Source organism: Mesorhizobium sp. M0563, from assembly GCF_040321065.1.
Lineage (GTDB): Bacteria > Pseudomonadota > Alphaproteobacteria > Rhizobiales > Rhizobiaceae > Mesorhizobium.
Map to the genome: position 1 here is coordinate 101,694 of NZ_JAMYQV010000009.1, position 18,355 is coordinate 120,048.

Consider the following 18,355-nt stretch of genomic DNA (forward strand, 5'->3'; position numbering starts at 1 on the left):
TGGTCAGAAGGAAGGCCGTTTCAACCCGGCTGCGAGGTAGGCGGAAGCTAGCGTGTTGGTCATCAGCATGGCAATGGTCATCGGCCCGACGCCGCCAGGCACCGGCGTGATGGCGCCGGCCGCCTTCGCTGCTTCGGCAAACTCGACATCGCCGACGAGGCGGGCCTTGCCTTCACCCTTTTCAGGTGCGGCGATGCGGTTAATGCCGACGTCGATGACGGTGGCGCCAGGCTTGACCCAGTCGCCGCGGACCATTTCAGGCCGGCCGACGGCTGCGACCAGAATATCGGCGGTGCGGGCAAGCGCCGGCAGGTCCCTGGTGCGGCTGTGTGCGATGGTGACCGTGCAGTTGGCGGCAAGCAGTAGATTCGCCATCGGTTTGCCGACGATGTTCGAGCGCCCGACGACGACCGCATTGAGGCCGGACAGATCCTTGCCGCGCACCCGTTCGATCAGCAGCATCGAGCCGGCCGGCGTGCAAGGCACGAAGGCGGTCTCGAGCTCGCCGGTGCCGAGCTTGCCGACATTGATGAAGTGGAAGCCGTCGACATCCTTCTCCGGCGCGATGGTCTGGATGACTTTGCCGGCATCGATATGGCCGGGAAGCGGAAGCTGCACCAGGATGCCGTTGATGGCCGGATCGGCGTTGAGCTGGCCGATGATCTTCAACAGGTCCGGCTCGGAGGTCTCGACCGGCAGCGTGTGCTGAACCGAATGGAAGCCGCATTCCTTGGCGGTACGGGATTTGGAGGCGACATAGACCTGGCTCGCCGGATCCTCGCCGACGATGACCACCGCGAGGCCGGGCTGCCGTCCGCCCTTTTCCGTCAGTTCGGCGACCAGAGCCTTGACCTGCCGCACCACGTCTTCGGCGACGCTTTTTCCGTCAATCAACTCAGCCATGAACCACCCTCGACGCCGATCGCCTAAGCCTGCCGCGTTAAAGCATCCCCGCGGCGTGCTCCAGATACCTTTTATGCATGTCGTTGCCCAGAACCATGCGCTGCCGGGCGGACATGCAGCGCGGCATTTTCACGAAAATCGAGCCGGGCAATCCCGTCAATGCGCCGTCCCATGCCGCTAACTCGAAACCGGCATGTTTTATTCGACGCTTAGAAATAGCGGCGCGTGCGGTTTTCGGTGAGCTCGCGAACCGCTTCGCGGAATTCACGCAGGCTGGCACGGATTTCCTCGATCTGGCTTTGCTGATCGGCGGCTTCCGAAACCTGATTTGCCTCCTTCGACCAGGCCTGAGTATAGGCCGAATGCTGCGGCGTGGGTTGCTGCGGATAAGGTGTCTGTCCGGCATAGAGCGGCTGTGGATGGAAGGCAGGCGGCATCGCTGCGCTGGAATTTGTCGCGGCGGAAGTCTCGCCGGACGCCATCTCCTCCGGCGCTCTGCCGGGCATGAGCCTGCGCAGCGCCGACAATACGGTACCGATCGGACCCCGATGCGCTGCCCGGTACGCTTTGTCCTCAGCGGGACCGGCATCGCGGCCGCCAAGGGAGCCAGCGGGGTCGAACAATACATCGGCAGCTGCAGGCTCTTCCGTCAGTATGGTGCCGGCCTCCGGCCCATCAGGACGGAGCTGGCTTGTACCGGCGGCTGCCAACAGGATCGGACTGGCACGCGCCTCGCGGCGCGACCGGGCGAGACGATGGCGTGTGGCGGCATCCTCGCGCCATGACGGGCCTGCACGGTCCTCTAGCGAAACCAGCGATGCTTCGTCCTCGTCGCGCACTGCCTCGACGAGCGACAGCAAAGACCGCTCGTTCCTCCGGTGTTGACGATTATCCCTGTAAGCCATGGTTCCTGGAGCTTTCCCCTAGGGCTGGGACGGAGCGACCGTCCACTGGTTAAGCGATGCTAAACAGGCATAGGAAATAAAAGGTTAATTTGGTCGGCTGAGAGACCTCGTTTCCCGCCTTAAGACAATGCCATCGAGTTCGTCGCCCACGATTGGTCGATCACTCGAAAAATGCCGGGATGTCGGTTAAGGGTTGGAGGCAGACGTTCCGTTGTTCATGAAGTCGGCATCTTGAACACCGTCAGAATTCTGAGGAGGCTATCCGAATGATAACGCCAGACACTCCGTTTGCGCTGATGATGGAGATGCACGCTGTGCTCTTCGGAGTTCCGGTGCTTAGTCTGCTGGCAGGGACCGCAATCCTTGCTTTGATACGCCCATGGCGCTTTTCTTCAGGGGCCGTGGCGGCTTGCAAGATGGCTATGGGAGTCGGCGTCGTGGCCGTGGCAGTTGTGCTTGGTTGGGGAGGATTTCTTGTCGGCTTTGGTGCGCTGTTGGAGAATCCAGGCTATCGCTCCCACCTCGTCTGCAATCCCTGTTTTTAGTCTGGCATGGGCCGAACCTGGCCGTCCAGAGTGATCGGGTCAGGACTGACCGAGCCCGATCAGGCGGCGGAAGCGGCGACATAACCCAGCCCCTGATCAAGGTCCGAGAGGGGCTTCCCCGTCCGTCCATGAACGTCTATGGCAAAGCCAACCTTTCGAATGGAGAGCTTCGATGACGATCAGGCTTGTTCTCGCCGGTTGCGGCAATATGGGCTACGCCATGCTCTCCGGCTGGCTGAAAGCCGGCAAGCTGGCTCCGGCTGCGGTGTTCGTGGTCGAGCCCAATGCCGAGTTGCGCAAGCGTGCCGAAGCACTGGGCTGCGCTGCTGCCGCGGATATCGGCGCCATACCGGCCAACGCCGTTCCGGCTCTCGTCGTCATTGCGGTCAAGCCGCAGGTGATCCGCGACGTGACGGCTGGCTACATCCGCTTCAACGATGGCCGAACCACTTTCCTCAGCATCGCCGCGGGGACGCCGGTCGCCACGTTCGAAGGCATTCTCGGCGACCGCGCGCCGATCGTGCGCTGCATGCCCAACACGCCGGCGGCTATCGGCAAAGGCATGATGGTGGTGTTTTCCAACAGGCTGGTTTCCGAGGACACCAAACGCCTTGTCGCCGACCTGCTTTCGGCAAGCGGGCAAGTGGCCGATATCGATGACGAGGGCCTGATGGATGCGGTGACGGCAGTCTCCGGATCCGGTCCAGCCTATATCTTCCATTTCATCGAAGCGCTGACCGTGGCGGCCGAGAAGGCTGGCCTGCCGACCGGGACTGCCAAGCTCTTGGCCATGCAGACGGTCTACGGCGCCGCATCGCTGGCCGCCGAAAGCGGCGAGGAGCCCGGCGTGCTCAGGCAGCAGGTGACCAGCCCCAACGGCACCACGGCTGCGGCTCTTGCAGTACTGATGGGCGAGGACCGGCTGACACGCCTGCTCACCGAGGCGGTGGAAGCGGCGCGGCTGCGGTCGATAGAGCTGGGGAAGTAGGGCTTTCAGGGGAAGCCGGTCGGCGGCGATGATCTGCCGTGCATTTCAGGGGCAATAGCAAACGCTCTGTAGCGATCCCTCGCGCCCCCCTCTGTCCTGCCGGACATCTCCCCCACAAGGGGGGAGATTGGCAGTTTGGGCGCTCCGCTCACGAACTGCGATGTTGGAGATTGGCGAAAGCCGGCGTGACGTCCGATCTCCCCCATGTGGGGGAGATGTCCGGCAGGACAGAGAGGGGCGCTGTCCCGCCGACGTCAAAGTTTCTGCACCGCACCTAACCCGCCCCATACAGCATCTCGTCCTGCAGCCGGCGCAAGGCGAATAGCCTGGTCGTCGGGTCGGGCGCGGCATTGTCGGCGGTGAGCAATTCGCCTTTCCTCACCGGTTTCAGCACCTTGCCGCCTTCGAGCAGGCCGACGGGCACGGCGTGGTGGGCGCGAGCCTCCTCGACGGTCATGGTCCAGGAGCGGTAGCAGGTCTCGCCGATCGCGTCGAACGTCTCGCCTGCCGCCAGATCGCGCTTGGCCACGGCGCAGACCTCGGCCACCGGCCTCGGCAGCGGCACCATGTCGGGCTTGCCGTAAAGCGCGATACGGGCGGCCGTCAGCGGCACTTCCAGCGAGGTCAGATGGTAGGGCCTGAAGAAGCTGTAATAGGGGCCGTGGCCGATATGCAGATCGTCCATGCGCTCGATGATCCGCGGATGAGTCGCCTCGACGATGACGAAGACACCGGGCGCCACGCCCTTGCCGACGGTATAGTCGACAACGCCCTTCTTCGACAGGATGCCGCCCTGCTCGCGCGGGATCAGCACCTTGACCAACTCGTCGCGGTCGGCCTTGGGGCCGTGCATGCCGGGAACGTCGGGTACCAGCCCAGTGGCGTTGGCGATGGCGCACATCTCGACCATGGTTTTCGAGCCGTCGACGAACTCGACCAGCATGCGCGGATTCATGTTGCGGCGCAGCGCTTCCTCGCGGTAGTCGTCGGGAACAGCGTCGTGGTTGAGAGGGTTGTTCTTGCCCTTGCCGGCGGAGACGATGGTGTAGCCGAGCGCCGAGGCGAACTCGATCAGCTCCATGCAGCTCGACGGTTCGTCTCCGGCACCGACCGAATAGACGACGCCGAGCCGGTCGGCCTGCTGCTTGAGGTAGCAGCCAATAGTGACGTCGGCCTCGACATTCATCATCACCAGATGCTTGCCGTGCTGCATCGCCATCAGGTCGAAATCGGCGGCGACGCCGGGCTTGCCGGTGGCATCGATGACAACATCGATGAGCGGATTGGTGACCAGCATCTCGTTCGAGGTGATTGCGATCTTGCCGCTCTCGATCGCTTGGCTGACCTTCGAAGCGCTGTCCGCTTCGGCTGCCATTGCCTCGTCGCCATAGGCGATGCGGATGGCGTCACGCGCTGTATGCGGCCGGCGGGTCGAAATCGCGCAAACCGAAATGCCCGGCATCAGCATGCCTTGTGTCACCAGGTCGGTGCCCATCTCGCCCGACCCGATGACACCGATGCGCACCGGGCGGCCTTCCGCCGCGCGCTTGGCAAGATCCCGGGCAAGCCCGGTCAAGGCGACATTGGTCATGCTGGAAACGTCCACTGCTTTTTTGATTTGAAGCGGGAATAGCAGGGAACGGCAACCCTTTGCCAATCGAAACCGGCCGCGGCCACCTTTTCCTGTGCGCTATTGCAATTCGGCCAGCAAGGCTTGTGCCTCGGCAAGGTTCTTTGCGGAGCCGGCGGCAAGGTCGTCCATCTTGCCATCCCGAAAGATGACGAGCGCATGCTGGCAGGCGGCTATCGCTTCCTCGGCCATTGCCTTCTGCTTGCGAGCAGCACCCAGATCGGTAAGCACGTCGCACAGGCTGTCCTCGGTGAAAGCGATGCCCGGCACCGAACCGATCTTCTTCTGCACGGCGATAGCCTCGCGCAGGATCGGCACCGCCTCCTCGAATTTGGCGACGTTGTTTCCGGCGCGGCCGGCGAGCGTCAGCTGATAGCCGATCTCGTTTTGCAAGCTCGCCCAGCGCTCGGGGTCGCGGTCGCGGTCGACCTGGTCTGCCAATGCTCGGTTGGCGGCGACCGCCTCGTGGAACAAAGCCGGCGAAGGCTCTTTCGCGCCGATCATGCCAAGCACATTGGCCAGGCTTGCCTGCGTGCTGGCCCAACGTTCGGGGGCGCGGTCGCGCGTGCGCACGCTCTGGATCGAACGATAGATGCCGGCCGAACGCTTCAGCAGGGCAACGTCGTCGCGCCAGTAGCCCAGCGTCGAAAGCGCGCTGGCCAGATTGGTCTGGTTGCGCAGCCATTCGTCGGCATCCCTGTCGCGGCTTATCACCGTCAGTGCCGCCTCATAGGCCTGGACAGACTTGGCCATGGCGTCCGGGTCGGAACTGGCGTTTGCCTGCATCATGCGGGCATTGCCGAGGTCGCCTTCGACCGAAGCCCAGAGCGAGCGGTCGGGCAGCGTGGCATAGACGGCCAGTGCCTTTTCATGCGCGGCCGCCGCCTTCTGGTAGAGCGACGGGTCATTGGCGCTGCCGGCAAGGCAGTAATAGGCGCTGCCGAGTTCGTTCTGCAGCTGGGCGTGATCTTCCGGCACCGTGGCGAGGTCGTAGAAGGGCAGCGCCGCTTCAAGCGCCGTCGCCGACTGGTTGAACGCTTCGCCGTCCTGCGTGCGGTCGCCCAGAACCAGGAGCACATGGCCGAGACCCCATTGCGTTGCCGCCCAAGCGTCGGGGTCGCTGTCACGGCTCTGCATTTCGAGCGCCGCGCGATAGGCCACCGCCGAGCGCTGGAGCGCCTCGTCCGAACCGCCATCGGCCTTGCCGAGCATGGAAAGGGCTGCGCCCAGCCGGTACTGCGTCTTCGCCCAGTCCTTCGGGGCGCTCTCCTTGGTTCGCACGGTGAGCGCTGCATCATAGGCGGCGACCGCTTCTTCAAGGACCGCTTTGTCGCGAGCACGGTCGCCCCAGGTCGACAGCGTGTTGCCGAGACTGTGCTCTATTGAGGCGAATTCGAGCGGCGCGGCGGCGACGGTATAGACCTGCGAGGCCTCGCGATAGGCGGACGCCGACTTCCGGAGATAGTCGATGCCGGTGTCCCGATCGCCAAGCGTCGCATAGACCGAGCCCAGATTCTGGTTCAACGAAGCCCAGTCGAGCGGCAGCTTTTCGCGCGGATATTCAGAAAGTGCGGCCTCATAGGCAGCGACCGCCTTGAGCAGTGCGTCATCGCCGTCCTGCCTGGCGCCGAGGCGCTGCAAGGCATTGCCAAGCGTCAACTGGCCGTTTGCCCAGCTCGCCGGCGCGTGCTCGCGCGTCCACACCGTCAGTGCGGCCTCTGCCGCCTTCCGAGCGCGTTGCAGCATAGCAATGTCGCCATTGATCTGGCCGATCGATTCCAGCGCCGAACTCAAATTGTTCTGGATCGTCGCCCATTGCGCCGGCGCGCGCTCGCGCGTCATTTCCTCAGTCGCCGCCTGATAGGCGGCAACGGCCTGCTCAAGCGTCGGTACGTCTTGTTCACGCTCGCCGAGGCGGAACAAGGCCGCGCCGAGATTGACCTGGCTCAACGCCCAGTCGAGCGGCACGCGCTCCCTGCGGTATTCGGTCAGCGCGGCGCGATGCGCTTCGATGGCGGCGCGAAAGCTGTCGCTGGTGGCTTGGCGCTCACCCAGTTCGGAGAGCACGATGCCGAGATTATTCTCAGTCGCCGCCCATTCGAGCGGCAGCTTTTTCGACACTTGCACCTCGAGCGCCGCGCGGAACGAGGCAACGGCATTGTCGAGCAACGTCGTGCCGTTCTCGCGCTGGCCGAGCCGCCAATAGACGGTGCCGAGATTGCCTAGCGTCGAGGCCCAGTCGTCCGGATTGGCGTCGCGCGTGTAGACGCTCAGCGCCTGATCGAAGGCGGCTGCCGCTTTGTCGAGGTCTTCGCGGCCGGCCTCGCGCTCGCCCAGCGTCGACAGTGTGGTGGCGAGATTGTTTTGCGTGGCCGCCCATTGCCGCGGGCTGTTTTCGCGCGACACATAGGTCAGCGCCTTTTCATAGGCAGCGACCGCCTGCACCAGAAAGGCGTTGTCGCCCGAGAAAGAACCATGCGCGGAGAGCGCCTGGGCCTCGGCTGCCTTGTAGAACCAGGCTTCATGGTCGTCCCATTTCTCGACCTGCTCATAGGCCTTGGCATAGTCCTGGGCTGCCGCCTGATAGCTGAAGGAGATTTCGTAGGTTTTGGCGCTGTCGCCGAAAACCTCGGCAAACTCGAAACGACGCGCCTTGACGTCGGCTTCAGCCTGGTCGACGGTCTTCGACAGTTCGCCAACGCGGGCCTTGGCCTGTTCATGGATTTTCTGCGCTGCTTCCAGCGCGCCTTCCTGCACCGCTTGTTCGGCCAGTTTTGAAAGCCGGACGATTTCCGGATCCTGGCTCTTCAGCGTCGCCTGCTCGGCCAGTACCTGTTTCAGCCGCTCGGTCTGGCCGCGCAGCAATGTGTCGAGTTCGGCTGCATCCCTGGGTGTCTCGGTGCCCAGCGTCTTCAGCATGGCGTAGAGCGCGTCCATCGGTACGCCGCCGTCGCGGGCGATCGTCTCGATCTGGCGGCGTTGCGGGTCGGGCAGCGTCGAGATCGTCAGCAGCAACCGGCGGCGCTCTGTGAGGATCTCGCCCTCCTCGCCTTTCGGCACCTCGGCGGGCGTGCCGAAATAGAGCAGCCGGCGCAGGCTCTCATTGACCCAGGGCCGCTGCCGGCCGCCGGTCTTGAGATAGACCTCCTCGCCGACCATGCGCAGCACAGTGCCGAATTCCTCGCCGCCCATCGTGTCGATGTGACGCAATATGGCTGCCGCGTAGGGGCTGTTGCCGTCGGCGGGACCGTCGAGCGCCACCTTGCCGGGCTCGGCGGCAAAGCCGATGACTTGGCCCAAGCTGTCGTTGCCAGAACCGCTGTCGTCGGCCGAACCCTTGGCCGGCGCGCTGTCTTTTAACGCCACGACGCTGCGGGTTTCGCCGAGGCCGCCGGCGCCGATCGGCTTGCCCGCTTCACCCGGCTTGAGTTTCAAAAGCGTGCCCGGCGGAAACGGGTCGTTGCGGCAGGCATCGAGCAGCACGATGGTGACCGGCACCTTGGCCTTCAGTTCGGCCACGATCGACGACAGCGGGACCAGCTTCTCGCCGGCATCCTCGAGCGCCGCAATGTCGGCATCGACGGGCACCAGGAAATTCTCGCCACCGGCTTCGATGCCGTGGCCGGAATAGTAGATAATGGCGACGTCGGCACCCTCGGCATCGTCGACGAAGCCTTCGAGGTCGCGCCGCAATTTGCGTGCGTCGCGATTGGTCGCGACATCGGTTTCGAAGCCGAGCCTGTCGAACATCTCCTCGATGGCGCGGGCGTCGTTTTCCGCATTGGGCAGCTTGCCGACATGCTCATAGTCGGACTGCCCGATGACGAGCGCGACGCCTTTTAGCGCCTTCGGCTCCTCGCCCCGAGCAGGAACCAGCGCGCACAAAAGCAGCGCGGCAAACGTCACGCCTATGCGCCCTGTTGCACCTGGAAACAACATCGCCCACCCCAACCCAGCGTGCAATCTTCCACAGCGCCATGGCATCATGATGGCCGGCGCTTGGCAAGTGTTCGGGCAAGAGGTGTTCTTGTCGTGGCCTGTCGTGCCGCTCCGTTGCGATCTTCGCGCCCCTCCCTCGCCCAGCGCTGCGCCGCCGCTACTTGTTTGTTGACAGCATGCGAGGCCCACATGTGGAATTTGGCAGCAGAGAGCTGGAGGCTCCTCAAGCAGAGCGTCCTCGGCTTCATCGATGACAATGCGCTGAGCCATGGGGCGGCGATAGCTTTTTATGCCACGACCTCGCTTGCGCCGATCCTGCTGATCGTCGTCGCTATCGCCGGCATGGCCTTCGGGCACGAGGCGGCACAACTCGCCCTTTCGGCACAGATCGCCGGCCTGATGGGACCGCAAAGTGCCGAGCTGCTGCAGGCGACGATCGAAAACGCTTCGCAGAAGGAAGCGGGAACCCTTGCCAGCATTCTGGGGCTGGTCACGCTGTTCGTCGCCGCATCCGGCGTGTTCGGCGAAATGCAGCTGGCGCTGAACGAAATCTGGAAAGTCAAACCGAGGGCAGCAACGATCTCACGGCTGGTGCGGGCACGCATTGCAAGCCTGGGCCTGGTCGCCGCTCTCGGTTTCCTGCTCCTGGTGTCCTTGGTTGTAAGCGCCGCGATTTCGGCGCTCGGAGACGTCATCAACGCCTATCTGCCGTTCGGCACCATCATCCTGAGCGCGGTCAACGGGATTGTCTCGTTTGCCCTGATCGCGCTGCTGTTTGCCGCGATCTACAAGGTGCTGCCCGACCGCAGTCTGCAATGGCGCGATGTCGGCCTTGGCGCCGTCGTCACCGGGTTTCTGTTCACCATCGGCAAGTCGCTGATTGGCTGGTATATCGGAACCAGCGCTTTCGCATCGTCGTACGGCGCGGCCGGCGCCCTGCTCGTCGTGCTGTTGTGGGTCTATTATTCGGCCGAGATATTTCTGCTGGGCGCCGAATTCACGCGAGCCTATTCGGTTCGACACGGCAGCCGGTCCGATTTGAAGAACAAGGTGGAATCGCATGACAAATGAGTTCACGCCGAAATTCGACTTGGCCGGCAAGGTGGTGCCTGTCACCGGCGCCTCGCGCGGCATCGGCCGCGCCGGCAGGCGAACTGCATCGGTCAAACCTGGTGTCCAGCTTTCTCATTCATTGCCGGCGAGCCAACGGACCATGTTCGCCATCAGTTTTCCGTAGAACGGCCATCCGAGGAAATTCTGCGAGAGCCAATGCGGGCCGATATCTGTTGCCCAGGCAATCGTGCGGCCGCGGCCGTGGCTGCCGACGGCAAGGAGCGGCCAGTCGGTGCCGCGGTGGTGGCAGGTCGCCAGAAGCCGGGACGAACCGTCGTGCCTGAATTCCAGCTTGTTCATGCCGAGGATCGGCGGCAACGGCCCCTCCACCCCGGAAAAAATCGGGTGGGATGACTGCAGGATGGAGGTCTGCAGGCCTTGCGGGACCTCCATGCCGTCGCTGTAGGGTAGGCAACGGACCGGCAGAACGTCCTCGACCGGGGTGTCGTGGAAACGCGCCGTCCCGAACATGCCCTGAAAGCCCATATAGCCGCCGGCTAGCATCAGCCCGCCGCCACCTTCGACATAGGCCTTGAGCAGATCGAGGCGGTTGACGCCGACACGCCCGGCGCGGGCATCCGGCGTCACCAGCAATGTGAGGGCGCCGACGTCGGAGATCACCACCGCCTGATATTGGGCGAGCCCATCGAGGTCATAGGGAAACTCCGCGCTGCAACGCTCACCGCCGATCTGCGTGACGGCGATGCCCTCAGTGGCCAGCGCGGCATTGAAGGCCGTCGCGCCATTTGTCGAGGTCGCACTTGTAAGCACATCGCTACCGACGGCGACCGACGTCGTCGCCGCAAAGGTTTCGCCCGCAAGCAATATCTTCATTGCCGCCCCCGCACTGTTTTCATTCGAGAGGTTTAGGAAGGGCGCCGGTTGGACCGGCGCCCCCGCGGAGTTCGAACTCCAAAGGATCAGAACTTGAACTCGGCCAGATTTTCGGGGGTCACGATCTTGGCTGGACCAAGGATCAGTTCGCCGCCGGCGCCAATCGTGTATTCGCCGAGCCTGCCTGCCGTGAACTTCTCACCCTCCTTTCCGGTGATCTTGCACTGCGCAAGCGCCTGGGCCGTCTGGTAGGTAAGATAGCCAAGATCGGTGACGTTCCACCAGATATCCTGGGCCGCCCCGTCCTTGATGTATTTCGAGATCAGAGTAGCCGGCGCGAGGCCGGTCAGCTTGACCTTGCCGATCATGCCCGCCTCCTCGAGCGCACGCGCGGCCGCCGGAAGGCCGATGCCTGCCGGGACGATGATCACCTTGAGATCGGGAAACGCCTGGACCAGCGCCAACGCCTGCTGCTGGTTGATCTGTTCACTTTCTTCGCCATAGGCCACCTGCACCAGCTTCATTTTGGAGAACTTCGGCTCGGCAGCCATCTTCGCCTTCATGAAGTCGATCCAGGCGTTCTGGTTGGTCGCCGTCGGCGTCGACGACAGGATCGCGAATTCGCCTTCACCGCCGCTGAGGGCGAATGCACTTTCCAGCATCATCTCGGCGAGACTGTCGCCCTTCACCTGATTTACAAACACCGCGCGGGCATCGGCGGCCACATCGGAGTCATACGAAATCACCCTGACGCCCTGCTGAACGGCGCGCTTCAGCGCAGGCGCGACGGCATTGGCGTCGTTGCCAGCAATTGCGATGACCCCAACCTTCTGCGACACGAGGCTGTTGATGAATTCGATCTGCGCCTCGGCAGTCGCCTGCGATGGGGCGACCTGCGTAGCGGTGCCGCCAATTTCCTTGGCTGCCTCTTGTGCGCCTCCAAAGGCCACTTTGAAGTAGGGGTCGGTGTCGAGCTTGGGCAGGAAACCGACCGTTACGGGTTCCTTGGCGCATTCCTGGCTGAACGCCAGCGAGGTTGGCGCGAGCAGAACCGCGGATGCGAGCAGGGCTAATCTAAACGCTTTCATTGTGACTCCTCCGTCAAAATTCGGGCTTAAAGGAAGGGGCCCGAGATCACCCCTTTGTCTCGCGCATTGCGCGGGATCTGCTGAGCAGCTCCTGTGTGGAGCGCCAGTAATTGCCGACCAGCAGCGAGCCGATCAGAAGCAGGCCAATGATCATGCCCTGCGCGTCGCCGCCGATCTGGTTCAGCGCCAGCACGTTACGGATGATGGCGATCAGGACCAACGCCAGCATGACGCCGGTCAGGCGGCCCTTGCCGCCAAAGACGCTGACGCCGCCGAGCAGCACGATGGTGATGACGTCGAGCTCCATGCCGAGCGCATTGTTGGCGCGGGCATTGGAAAGGCGCGCAGTATAGACGATGCCGGCTATCGCCGCGACGACGCCCGAGACGACGAACAGGTTCAGCACCATCCGGCGCGTGTTTATGCCGGAATAGCGCGCCACCTCGGGGCTGCCGCCGAGCGCGTAGATGCGCTTGCCGGTCGGCGTCTTCTGCAGCACGACCGCAAACACCGGCGCCAGCGCCAGGAAGGGGACGATGGTCCACGGTATCTCGGTGCCCGGCAGATTGTTGATGCCGAAATCCACGACCGCGGGCGGCAGGATGTTGACCGAACCGGTGCCGAGCAGGATGTAGCCAATACCTCGATAGAGCGCCATCGTGCCGAGCGTCACCACCAGCGACTGCAGTCCAAGGCCCGAGACCAGGTAGCCGTTGAAAGCGCCGAGCAGGCCGCCGGCGACGAGCGTCAGCGGGATTGCGGCAAGCGTTGGCACGCCGGCCTGTACCAGCAAGCCAAAGACGACGGACGTCAGCGCCAGCACCGAGGCGATCGACAGGTCGATTTCGCGGGTGATGATGAGCAGCGTCATCGGCAGGATCAGCAGCGCCTTTTCCGAGGCGCTGGCGGCCAGTTGCGAGAGATTGAAGCCGGAGACGAAATTCGGCACGACGATCGCCGCGTAGAGGAAGATGGCCACGCAGGAGGTCGCCAGCAGCAGATCCCAGAAGTCGATCGAACGGAGGAACTTTCTCACCGCGCCCTCGCCTGTCTTGCCTGCTCGGCACGCCGCACGATGAAGGTGTCGATGCCGATGGCGACCAGGATCACCAGGCCGTAGACGCCCTGCAGCCACAGCGGGTCGACGCGCACCAGCGTCAGCCCGTTCTTGATGACGAGCAGCGTGAGCGCGCCGAGGATGATGCCGAGCAGCGTGCCCGAACCACCGCGGATGGCGACGCCGCCGACCACCGCCGACGCGATCACGGTGAGTTCGAAACCGAGCGCGACGCGGGCATCGATGGTCGCATAGCGGGATGCCCACAGCGCACCGCACAGGCCGCCGAGCAGGCCGGCCATGCCAAAGGCCAGCAGAATCCGCCGGTCGACGGGGATGCCGATAAGACGTGCGCCGTCGGGATTGGAGCCGGCGGCAAACAGTTCGCGCCCGATGGCGGTGCGATAGAGCAGCACATAACCCAGGCACAGGATGACGATCGCGATAATGACGATCAGCGGCACGCCGGCGATCTTCAGGCCGGTCATGTCGAGCCAGGCTTGCGTGACTTCGTCGGCGCTGATCTGGTCGCCGGCTGCCCAGATCGAGTTGAAGCCGCGGAAGATCGACATCGAGGCCAGCGTGACGACGATCGCCGGGATCTTTCCCCTGGTAACGACAAGGCCGTTGATCAGGCCAGCGACACCACCGACCGCGCATGCGGTCATCAGGCCGATGCCGATGTCGAGCCCTGGATAGGCCTGGACCATGCTCGCCGCCATGTAAGCCGACAAGCCGATCACCGCGGCGATCGAAAGGTCGATGTTGCGGGTGATCAGCACCAGCATCTGAGCGAGCGCTGCAACCACGAGCAGCGCGGCATCCATCGACACTGCGGTCAAGTTTGCCGCGCTCACCATGCGCGGGTTGATGATGGTGACCGGGATGGCGACCGCCAGCATCGCGGCGAGCAGACCGAACTCCCGCCGTTTCAGTATGTCGAGCGGTCCTTTTCTCTTCTCCTCGCCGGCGGCCTGTGCCGCCGCATCGGCGCTTTCGCCGGCCTTCGTCGCTGCTTCCAGCACCTTTTCCTGAGTAGCTTCGCCCCTGCTGAATTCGGCCGTCCGATGGCCTTCGCGCAGAACGATGATGCGGTCGCACATGCCGATGAGCTCGGGCAGTTCGGAGGAGATCAGGATGATGGCCATGCCCTGCGCGGCAAGGTCGGCGATCATCGCATGCACTTCCGCCTTGGTGCCGACGTCGATGCCTTGTGTCGGCTCGTCGAGGATGAGGACGCGCGGTTCGGTGCGCAGCCATTTGGCCAACACCACCTTCTGCTGGTTGCCGCCGGACAGTTCCTTCACCGGCTGCGCGTAGCCGGAAAAGCGAAGCTTCATGCGCTTCAGCCAGTCCGAAACCAGATCGATCGCGCGGTCCGTGCGGTAGAAGCCGGAGCGGGCTGCCTTGTCGAGGACGGGCAGCACCGCGTTGTCGAGGATGGAAAAATCCATCACCAGGCTCTGGCCCATGCGGTCTTCCGAGACATAGGCGATGCGCGCATCCATGGCGTCGCGTGCCGATGCGAAGCGCACAGCCTCGCCGTCGATCAGGATTTCGCCGGCATCGGGCTGGTCGATTCCGAACAGCACGCGCGCGATCTCGGTCCGCCCGCTGCCGACCAGGCCGCCGAGCCCGAGCACCTCTCCGGCGTGGAGCTTGAGGTCGATGTTGGAAAAGCCGCCGGCGTGCGAAAGCCCCCTCGCCTCCAGCACCAGCGCGCCGGTTGCGTGGTTTCGTTGCGGATAGAGGTCGGTCACCTCGCGGCCGACCATCATGCCGATGGCGGCGGCGCGGCCAAGCTCGGCCTTCGGCTTGACGCCAATGAGGCGCCCGTCGCGCAGCACCGCGATGCGGTCGGCGATGCGGAAGATCTCGTCCATGCGGTGGCCGACGAACATCATCGCCACGCCATGCAGCCGCAGGTCGGCAACGACGGTGAACAGCCGCTCGACCTCGCGCTGCGACAGGGCGGCCGTCGGCTCGTCCATGATCAGCACCCGCGCGTCGAGCGACAGGGCGCGGGCGATCTCGACCAGTTGCTGTTCAGAGGTGCGCAACATCCCGAGCCGGGTTTCGGCCGGCACGTCGAGGCCGACTGTCGCCAGCACCTTACGCGCACCGGCAAGCATGGCGGCGTTGTCGATGCCGCCGAAGCGGTCGCGCGGTATATGGCCGAGATAGATGTTCTCCGCCACCGAAAGATCCGGGAAAAGACCGGGGTGCTGGTGCATGACCGAGATGCCGGCAGCCTGGGCATCGTGCGGCGAATGGAAGACCACAGGCTTGCCGTCGACTTCGATATGGCCGCCGGTAGGGAGGTACACGCCGGCCAGCAGCTTCACGCAGGTGCTCTTGCCGGCACCGTTTTCGCCAAGCAGAGCCAGCACCTCGCCTGAGCGCAATTCGAAGGACGCGTCCTTGAGGGCAATCGTGCCGCCGAAGGCCTTTGTCGCCTGAACCAGGGCAACGGGGACAGCCACGTCGCTCTTCACCACGGCATCGGCTTCGCCTAATGCGCCCAAGTGCAGCACCCTTCCTCCCTGGTCCTGTTTTTTCAATTTGCTATATTAAATGGTTTGACGCCGCAACTGGAAAATTGACTTCCATGACCCCGAAGGGCACTGTCGCGTCGCGCACGGGTGCAGCTGGAGTGCTCGACCCAGCAGCCTAAAAGCTGCAGGCGGCCAGAGTGGCTCCGCGAGAATGAATGGGGAGGCGCCGGTTTTGTCCGGAAAAGGCAGCAATTCGGTCAAGGTTCGGCATTACAACGAGCGCTTCGTGCTTGATGCCATCCGCCGTCTGAAGGAGGCATCCAAGTCCGATCTGGCGCGCGCCGCAAATCTGACGCCGGCCGCGGTCGCCACCATTGTCGACGGGCTGGAGTCGTCCGGATTCGTAAAGCAAGTGGGAAAAAGGTTCGGGCAACGCGGATCGCCGTCCACCCTCTACCGGCTTACACCGGAGCGCATCTACAGCGCCGGCATCAAGATCGGCCGGCGCGCGCTGGAAGCCGTGCTCGTCGACTTCGCCGGCGAGGTCCGCTCCCGCGAGTCGCACGAATATCGCTTTCCGGACCCCGATCTGGTGCTCAAGGCCGGCAACATGTCGCTGGCCAATTTCGACAAGCTGGTCGAGGGGCTTGGCGATGCCAGCATCGTCGGTGTCGGCATCGCTTCGCCATATTTCCTCGGCGGCTGGAGCGAGGAACTCGGCTTTCCCGATGACCTCGGTAGCCGCTGGGAAGCAATCGATCTGACGACATTCTTCGCCACAAAACCGAAGACCCCGGTCTTCGTGGAAAACGACGCGTCATCGGCCGCACTCGCCGAACTCATCCAGGGGACCGGCGCGCGGTTCCGCGACTTCATGCATATTTCGATCGACACCTTTGTCGGCGGCGGATTGGTGCAAGGCGGCAAGGTCCATACCGGTCCGCACGGCAACAGCGCCGCGCTCGGTCCTTTGCCGGTCTCGCCTTCAAGCCTCGATTCGGTGGCGGCCAAGCCGGCGCGCTACCAGAGCCTGCTGCATCGCGCTTCGATCTATGTGCTGGTCAATCATCTCAAATCGCGCGGCATCGAGATCAATCGCGTGCGCGAACTCGACCCCTTGCCGCCGGGGGCGCGCGAGCCGCTGTCCGAATGGATCGACGATTGTGCCAATGCGCTGGTCGAGGCGATCATCGCCATCACCTCCGTCATCGACATCGAAGCGATCGTCCTCGACAGCATCCTGCCGCGGCCGATCCATCTCGAGCTGCTGGCAAAGGTGCAGACCCAGTTCAACAGGATCAGCGCCATCGGCATCGTGGCGCCGGAAATCGTATCTGGGCAATTCGGCCCCGAGGCCTCGCCGATCGGCGCGGCGATGCTGCCGTTCTCGGCACTGTTGGCGCCCGACAGCGGCGTGCTGATGATCGGCAAGGACAGAACAATGCTGCTGGGTAGCCTTTCGAGGCTTGCCAGCCAAAGCCAACCAGCGAGAAGCTCGGCGACTTCAACGGGATAGGATGGCGCTGCGAGAGAGCATCAAGCTCCGGGCATCATCAACATCAGCTCGCAGTCCGGCACGGGCACGGCGGGCTTTTTGCGCCGGCACCGGAACTTTTAGCGGCCGCTGATCTTCATTCGTCACCGACATTGAAATGCCGATCGGTCCGCGCTCCGCTTCAGTGCGGGCCCAGGAAGCAAGGAGGAGCATATGAACTGGGATCAAATCAAGGGAAAATGGACGCAGTTCAAAGGCAAGGCGAAAGAGCAGTGGGGTGACCTCACCGACGATGATCTTGATCGGATCGAGGGCAACCGAGACCAGCTCTTGGGACGTATCCAGGAGCGATATGGCATCGCCAAGGAAGAGGCAGAGCGCCAGGTAGATAACTGGTCCAGAAGCATCAGCTGAGCCTTGGACGCACCGCCGTCTGCTATCCCACCACCGGGGTAGACTCTGCGTCGCCCGCCGTGCCGACTGGTGCGGTGGGCTCTTCGACAGCGAGGCCCGCGAGGAATCTTTAGCCGTATCTAATGTTCTACTTGCGTGGCGGACAGCCGCTCCCCTCGCTCGGCGTGGCCTCACTGCGCCCAGGCAGGTCAGACTTAGGTCCTAAGCAATACCCTCCAGAAATGGACCGAAGCCCCGGCTGAGGAACGTAGCCGGCTGGCTCACGTTGTAGTGAGCTTTGGCGCGACCAAGATGCGTCTGGGCGGAAGAGTTCAAGCCAGAGAGGAGAAGCCCGACGCTCCGAACGAGCGTCGGGTTTGGGCGTAAATGCAAACGATCAGCCGACTATTCGATTCCCATGCCCAGGCAGCACGTGCTGTTGCCAGGCTTCAGGCCGCCGGGATTCGTCGCCGGCAGATCAGCGTGGTCGGATCTTACAATGACAACGATGAACCGATCAGCGTTGCTGGATATTACAACGATGAGATGAGCGCTCTCTGGCGAGGTGCGGGCGCAGGCGCCGCACTTGGCGCGACGGCTGGTCTGCTGGCCGGTTTTAGCGCTTTTGGAGCTCAGGGCATTGATCCCGCGGGGATGACCGGCATGGCTCTGGTCGGTGCGGCGTGGGGCGGCTTTGGCGGCGGGCTTCTCGGAACCTTCGCCAATTTTGCCCAGAAGCCGGGCAAGCCGAAGATCGCAGAGGGTGTCGTTCTGGTGATGGCCCGCGTCGATGAAAAGCAGGCCGGCGCCGCGCAGGCAGTGCTTCGGAGTTCCGTGGAGATGCCGCGGCGCATCTGCCGTTCCGGACAGATGAAGACGAGCGCTTACACAAATTCAAGCCGGCTCCGCGTCCAATCTGGTGCCCGATGAAGTTTGTTTCGCGAAATGGGAATTCAAACCGGAGGCGCCC

General features: G+C 63.6%; 14 protein-coding genes. 6 read left to right on the top strand and 8 right to left on the bottom strand.

Annotation, left to right across the window (positions count from 1 at the left end; all coding sequences use genetic code 11):
* Positions 1-3: 3 nt before the first annotated feature.
* Positions 4-903 (bottom strand): bifunctional methylenetetrahydrofolate dehydrogenase/methenyltetrahydrofolate cyclohydrolase FolD, encoded by a 900-nt coding sequence (gene folD, locus NKI50_RS14165; RefSeq protein ID WP_352482397.1) that lies wholly within the window; start codon positions 901-903, stop codon positions 4-6.
* A gap of 209 nt (positions 904-1,112) precedes the next feature.
* Positions 1,113-1,763, bottom strand: a complete 651-nt coding sequence (locus NKI50_RS14170) for a hypothetical protein (protein ID WP_352482398.1) — start codon at positions 1,761-1,763, stop codon at positions 1,113-1,115.
* 311 nt (positions 1,764-2,074) lie between these two features.
* Between NKI50_RS14170 and NKI50_RS14175 the strand changes: the two genes are divergently transcribed.
* Positions 2,075-2,353, top strand: a complete 279-nt coding sequence (locus tag NKI50_RS14175) for a hypothetical protein (RefSeq protein ID WP_352482399.1) — start codon at positions 2,075-2,077, stop codon at positions 2,351-2,353.
* 172 nt (positions 2,354-2,525) lie between these two features.
* The gene (gene proC / locus NKI50_RS14180) at positions 2,526-3,341 is read left to right on the top strand and encodes a pyrroline-5-carboxylate reductase (RefSeq protein ID WP_352482401.1); all 816 of its coding nucleotides are present in this window, start codon (positions 2,526-2,528) and stop codon (positions 3,339-3,341) included.
* 274 nt (positions 3,342-3,615) lie between these two features.
* On the opposite strand, the gene NKI50_RS14185 is transcribed toward proC, so the two are convergent.
* Both NKI50_RS14185 and NKI50_RS14190 read right to left on the bottom strand, forming a co-directional pair.
* Positions 3,616-4,932 carry an NAD(P)H-dependent oxidoreductase gene (locus NKI50_RS14185; RefSeq protein WP_352493823.1) on the bottom strand — a complete coding sequence of 439 codons (1,317 nt, stop codon included), beginning with the start codon at positions 4,930-4,932 and terminating at the stop codon, positions 3,616-3,618.
* Between the two features lie 99 nt (positions 4,933-5,031).
* Positions 5,032-8,877 carry a caspase family protein gene (locus NKI50_RS14190; protein WP_352716911.1) on the bottom strand — a complete coding sequence of 1,282 codons (3,846 nt, stop codon included), beginning with the start codon at positions 8,875-8,877 and terminating at the stop codon, positions 5,032-5,034.
* 222 nt (positions 8,878-9,099) lie between these two features.
* On the opposite strand from NKI50_RS14190, the gene NKI50_RS14195 reads away from it, so the two are divergent.
* Positions 9,100-9,981 carry a YihY/virulence factor BrkB family protein gene (locus tag NKI50_RS14195; protein ID WP_352493821.1) on the top strand — a complete coding sequence of 294 codons (882 nt, stop codon included), beginning with the start codon at positions 9,100-9,102 and terminating at the stop codon, positions 9,979-9,981.
* A 114-nt stretch (positions 9,982-10,095) separates the two neighbouring features.
* Here NKI50_RS14195 and NKI50_RS14200 read toward each other — a convergent pair whose 3' ends face one another.
* The 4 genes from NKI50_RS14200 to NKI50_RS14215 all read right to left on the bottom strand — a co-directional run bounded on the left by NKI50_RS14200 (position 10,096) and on the right by NKI50_RS14215 (position 15,536).
* A complete protein-coding gene (locus NKI50_RS14200; protein ID WP_352716913.1) occupies positions 10,096-10,857 on the bottom strand; it encodes a glutamine amidotransferase in 762 nt (253 codons plus the stop codon).
* 86 nt (positions 10,858-10,943) lie between these two features.
* Positions 10,944-11,945, bottom strand: a complete 1,002-nt coding sequence (locus NKI50_RS14205; RefSeq protein ID WP_352508640.1) for a rhamnose ABC transporter substrate-binding protein — start codon at positions 11,943-11,945, stop codon at positions 10,944-10,946.
* A gap of 46 nt (positions 11,946-11,991) precedes the next feature.
* Positions 11,992-12,981 (bottom strand): ABC transporter permease, encoded by a 990-nt coding sequence (locus NKI50_RS14210; protein ID WP_352716916.1) that lies wholly within the window; start codon positions 12,979-12,981, stop codon positions 11,992-11,994.
* Positions 12,978-15,536, bottom strand: a complete 2,559-nt coding sequence (locus NKI50_RS14215; protein ID WP_502900365.1) for an ATP-binding cassette domain-containing protein — start codon at positions 15,534-15,536, stop codon at positions 12,978-12,980. Before NKI50_RS14215 ends, NKI50_RS14210 begins: the two co-directional genes overlap by 4 nt.
* A gap of 193 nt (positions 15,537-15,729) precedes the next feature.
* Between NKI50_RS14215 and NKI50_RS14220 the strand changes: the two genes are divergently transcribed.
* From NKI50_RS14220 to NKI50_RS14230, 3 genes are all read left to right on the top strand, one after another.
* Positions 15,730-17,013, top strand: coding sequence for an ROK family transcriptional regulator (locus NKI50_RS14220; RefSeq protein WP_352482410.1), 1,284 nt, complete (start codon positions 15,730-15,732; stop codon positions 17,011-17,013).
* A 192-nt stretch (positions 17,014-17,205) separates the two neighbouring features.
* On the top strand, positions 17,206-17,406 hold the full coding sequence (locus tag NKI50_RS14225; protein ID WP_023719429.1) for a CsbD family protein: 201 nt from the start codon (positions 17,206-17,208) through the stop codon (positions 17,404-17,406).
* A gap of 366 nt (positions 17,407-17,772) precedes the next feature.
* Positions 17,773-18,315, top strand: coding sequence for a hypothetical protein (locus NKI50_RS14230; RefSeq protein WP_352716920.1), 543 nt, complete (start codon positions 17,773-17,775; stop codon positions 18,313-18,315).
* Positions 18,316-18,355 lie beyond the last annotated feature (40 nt).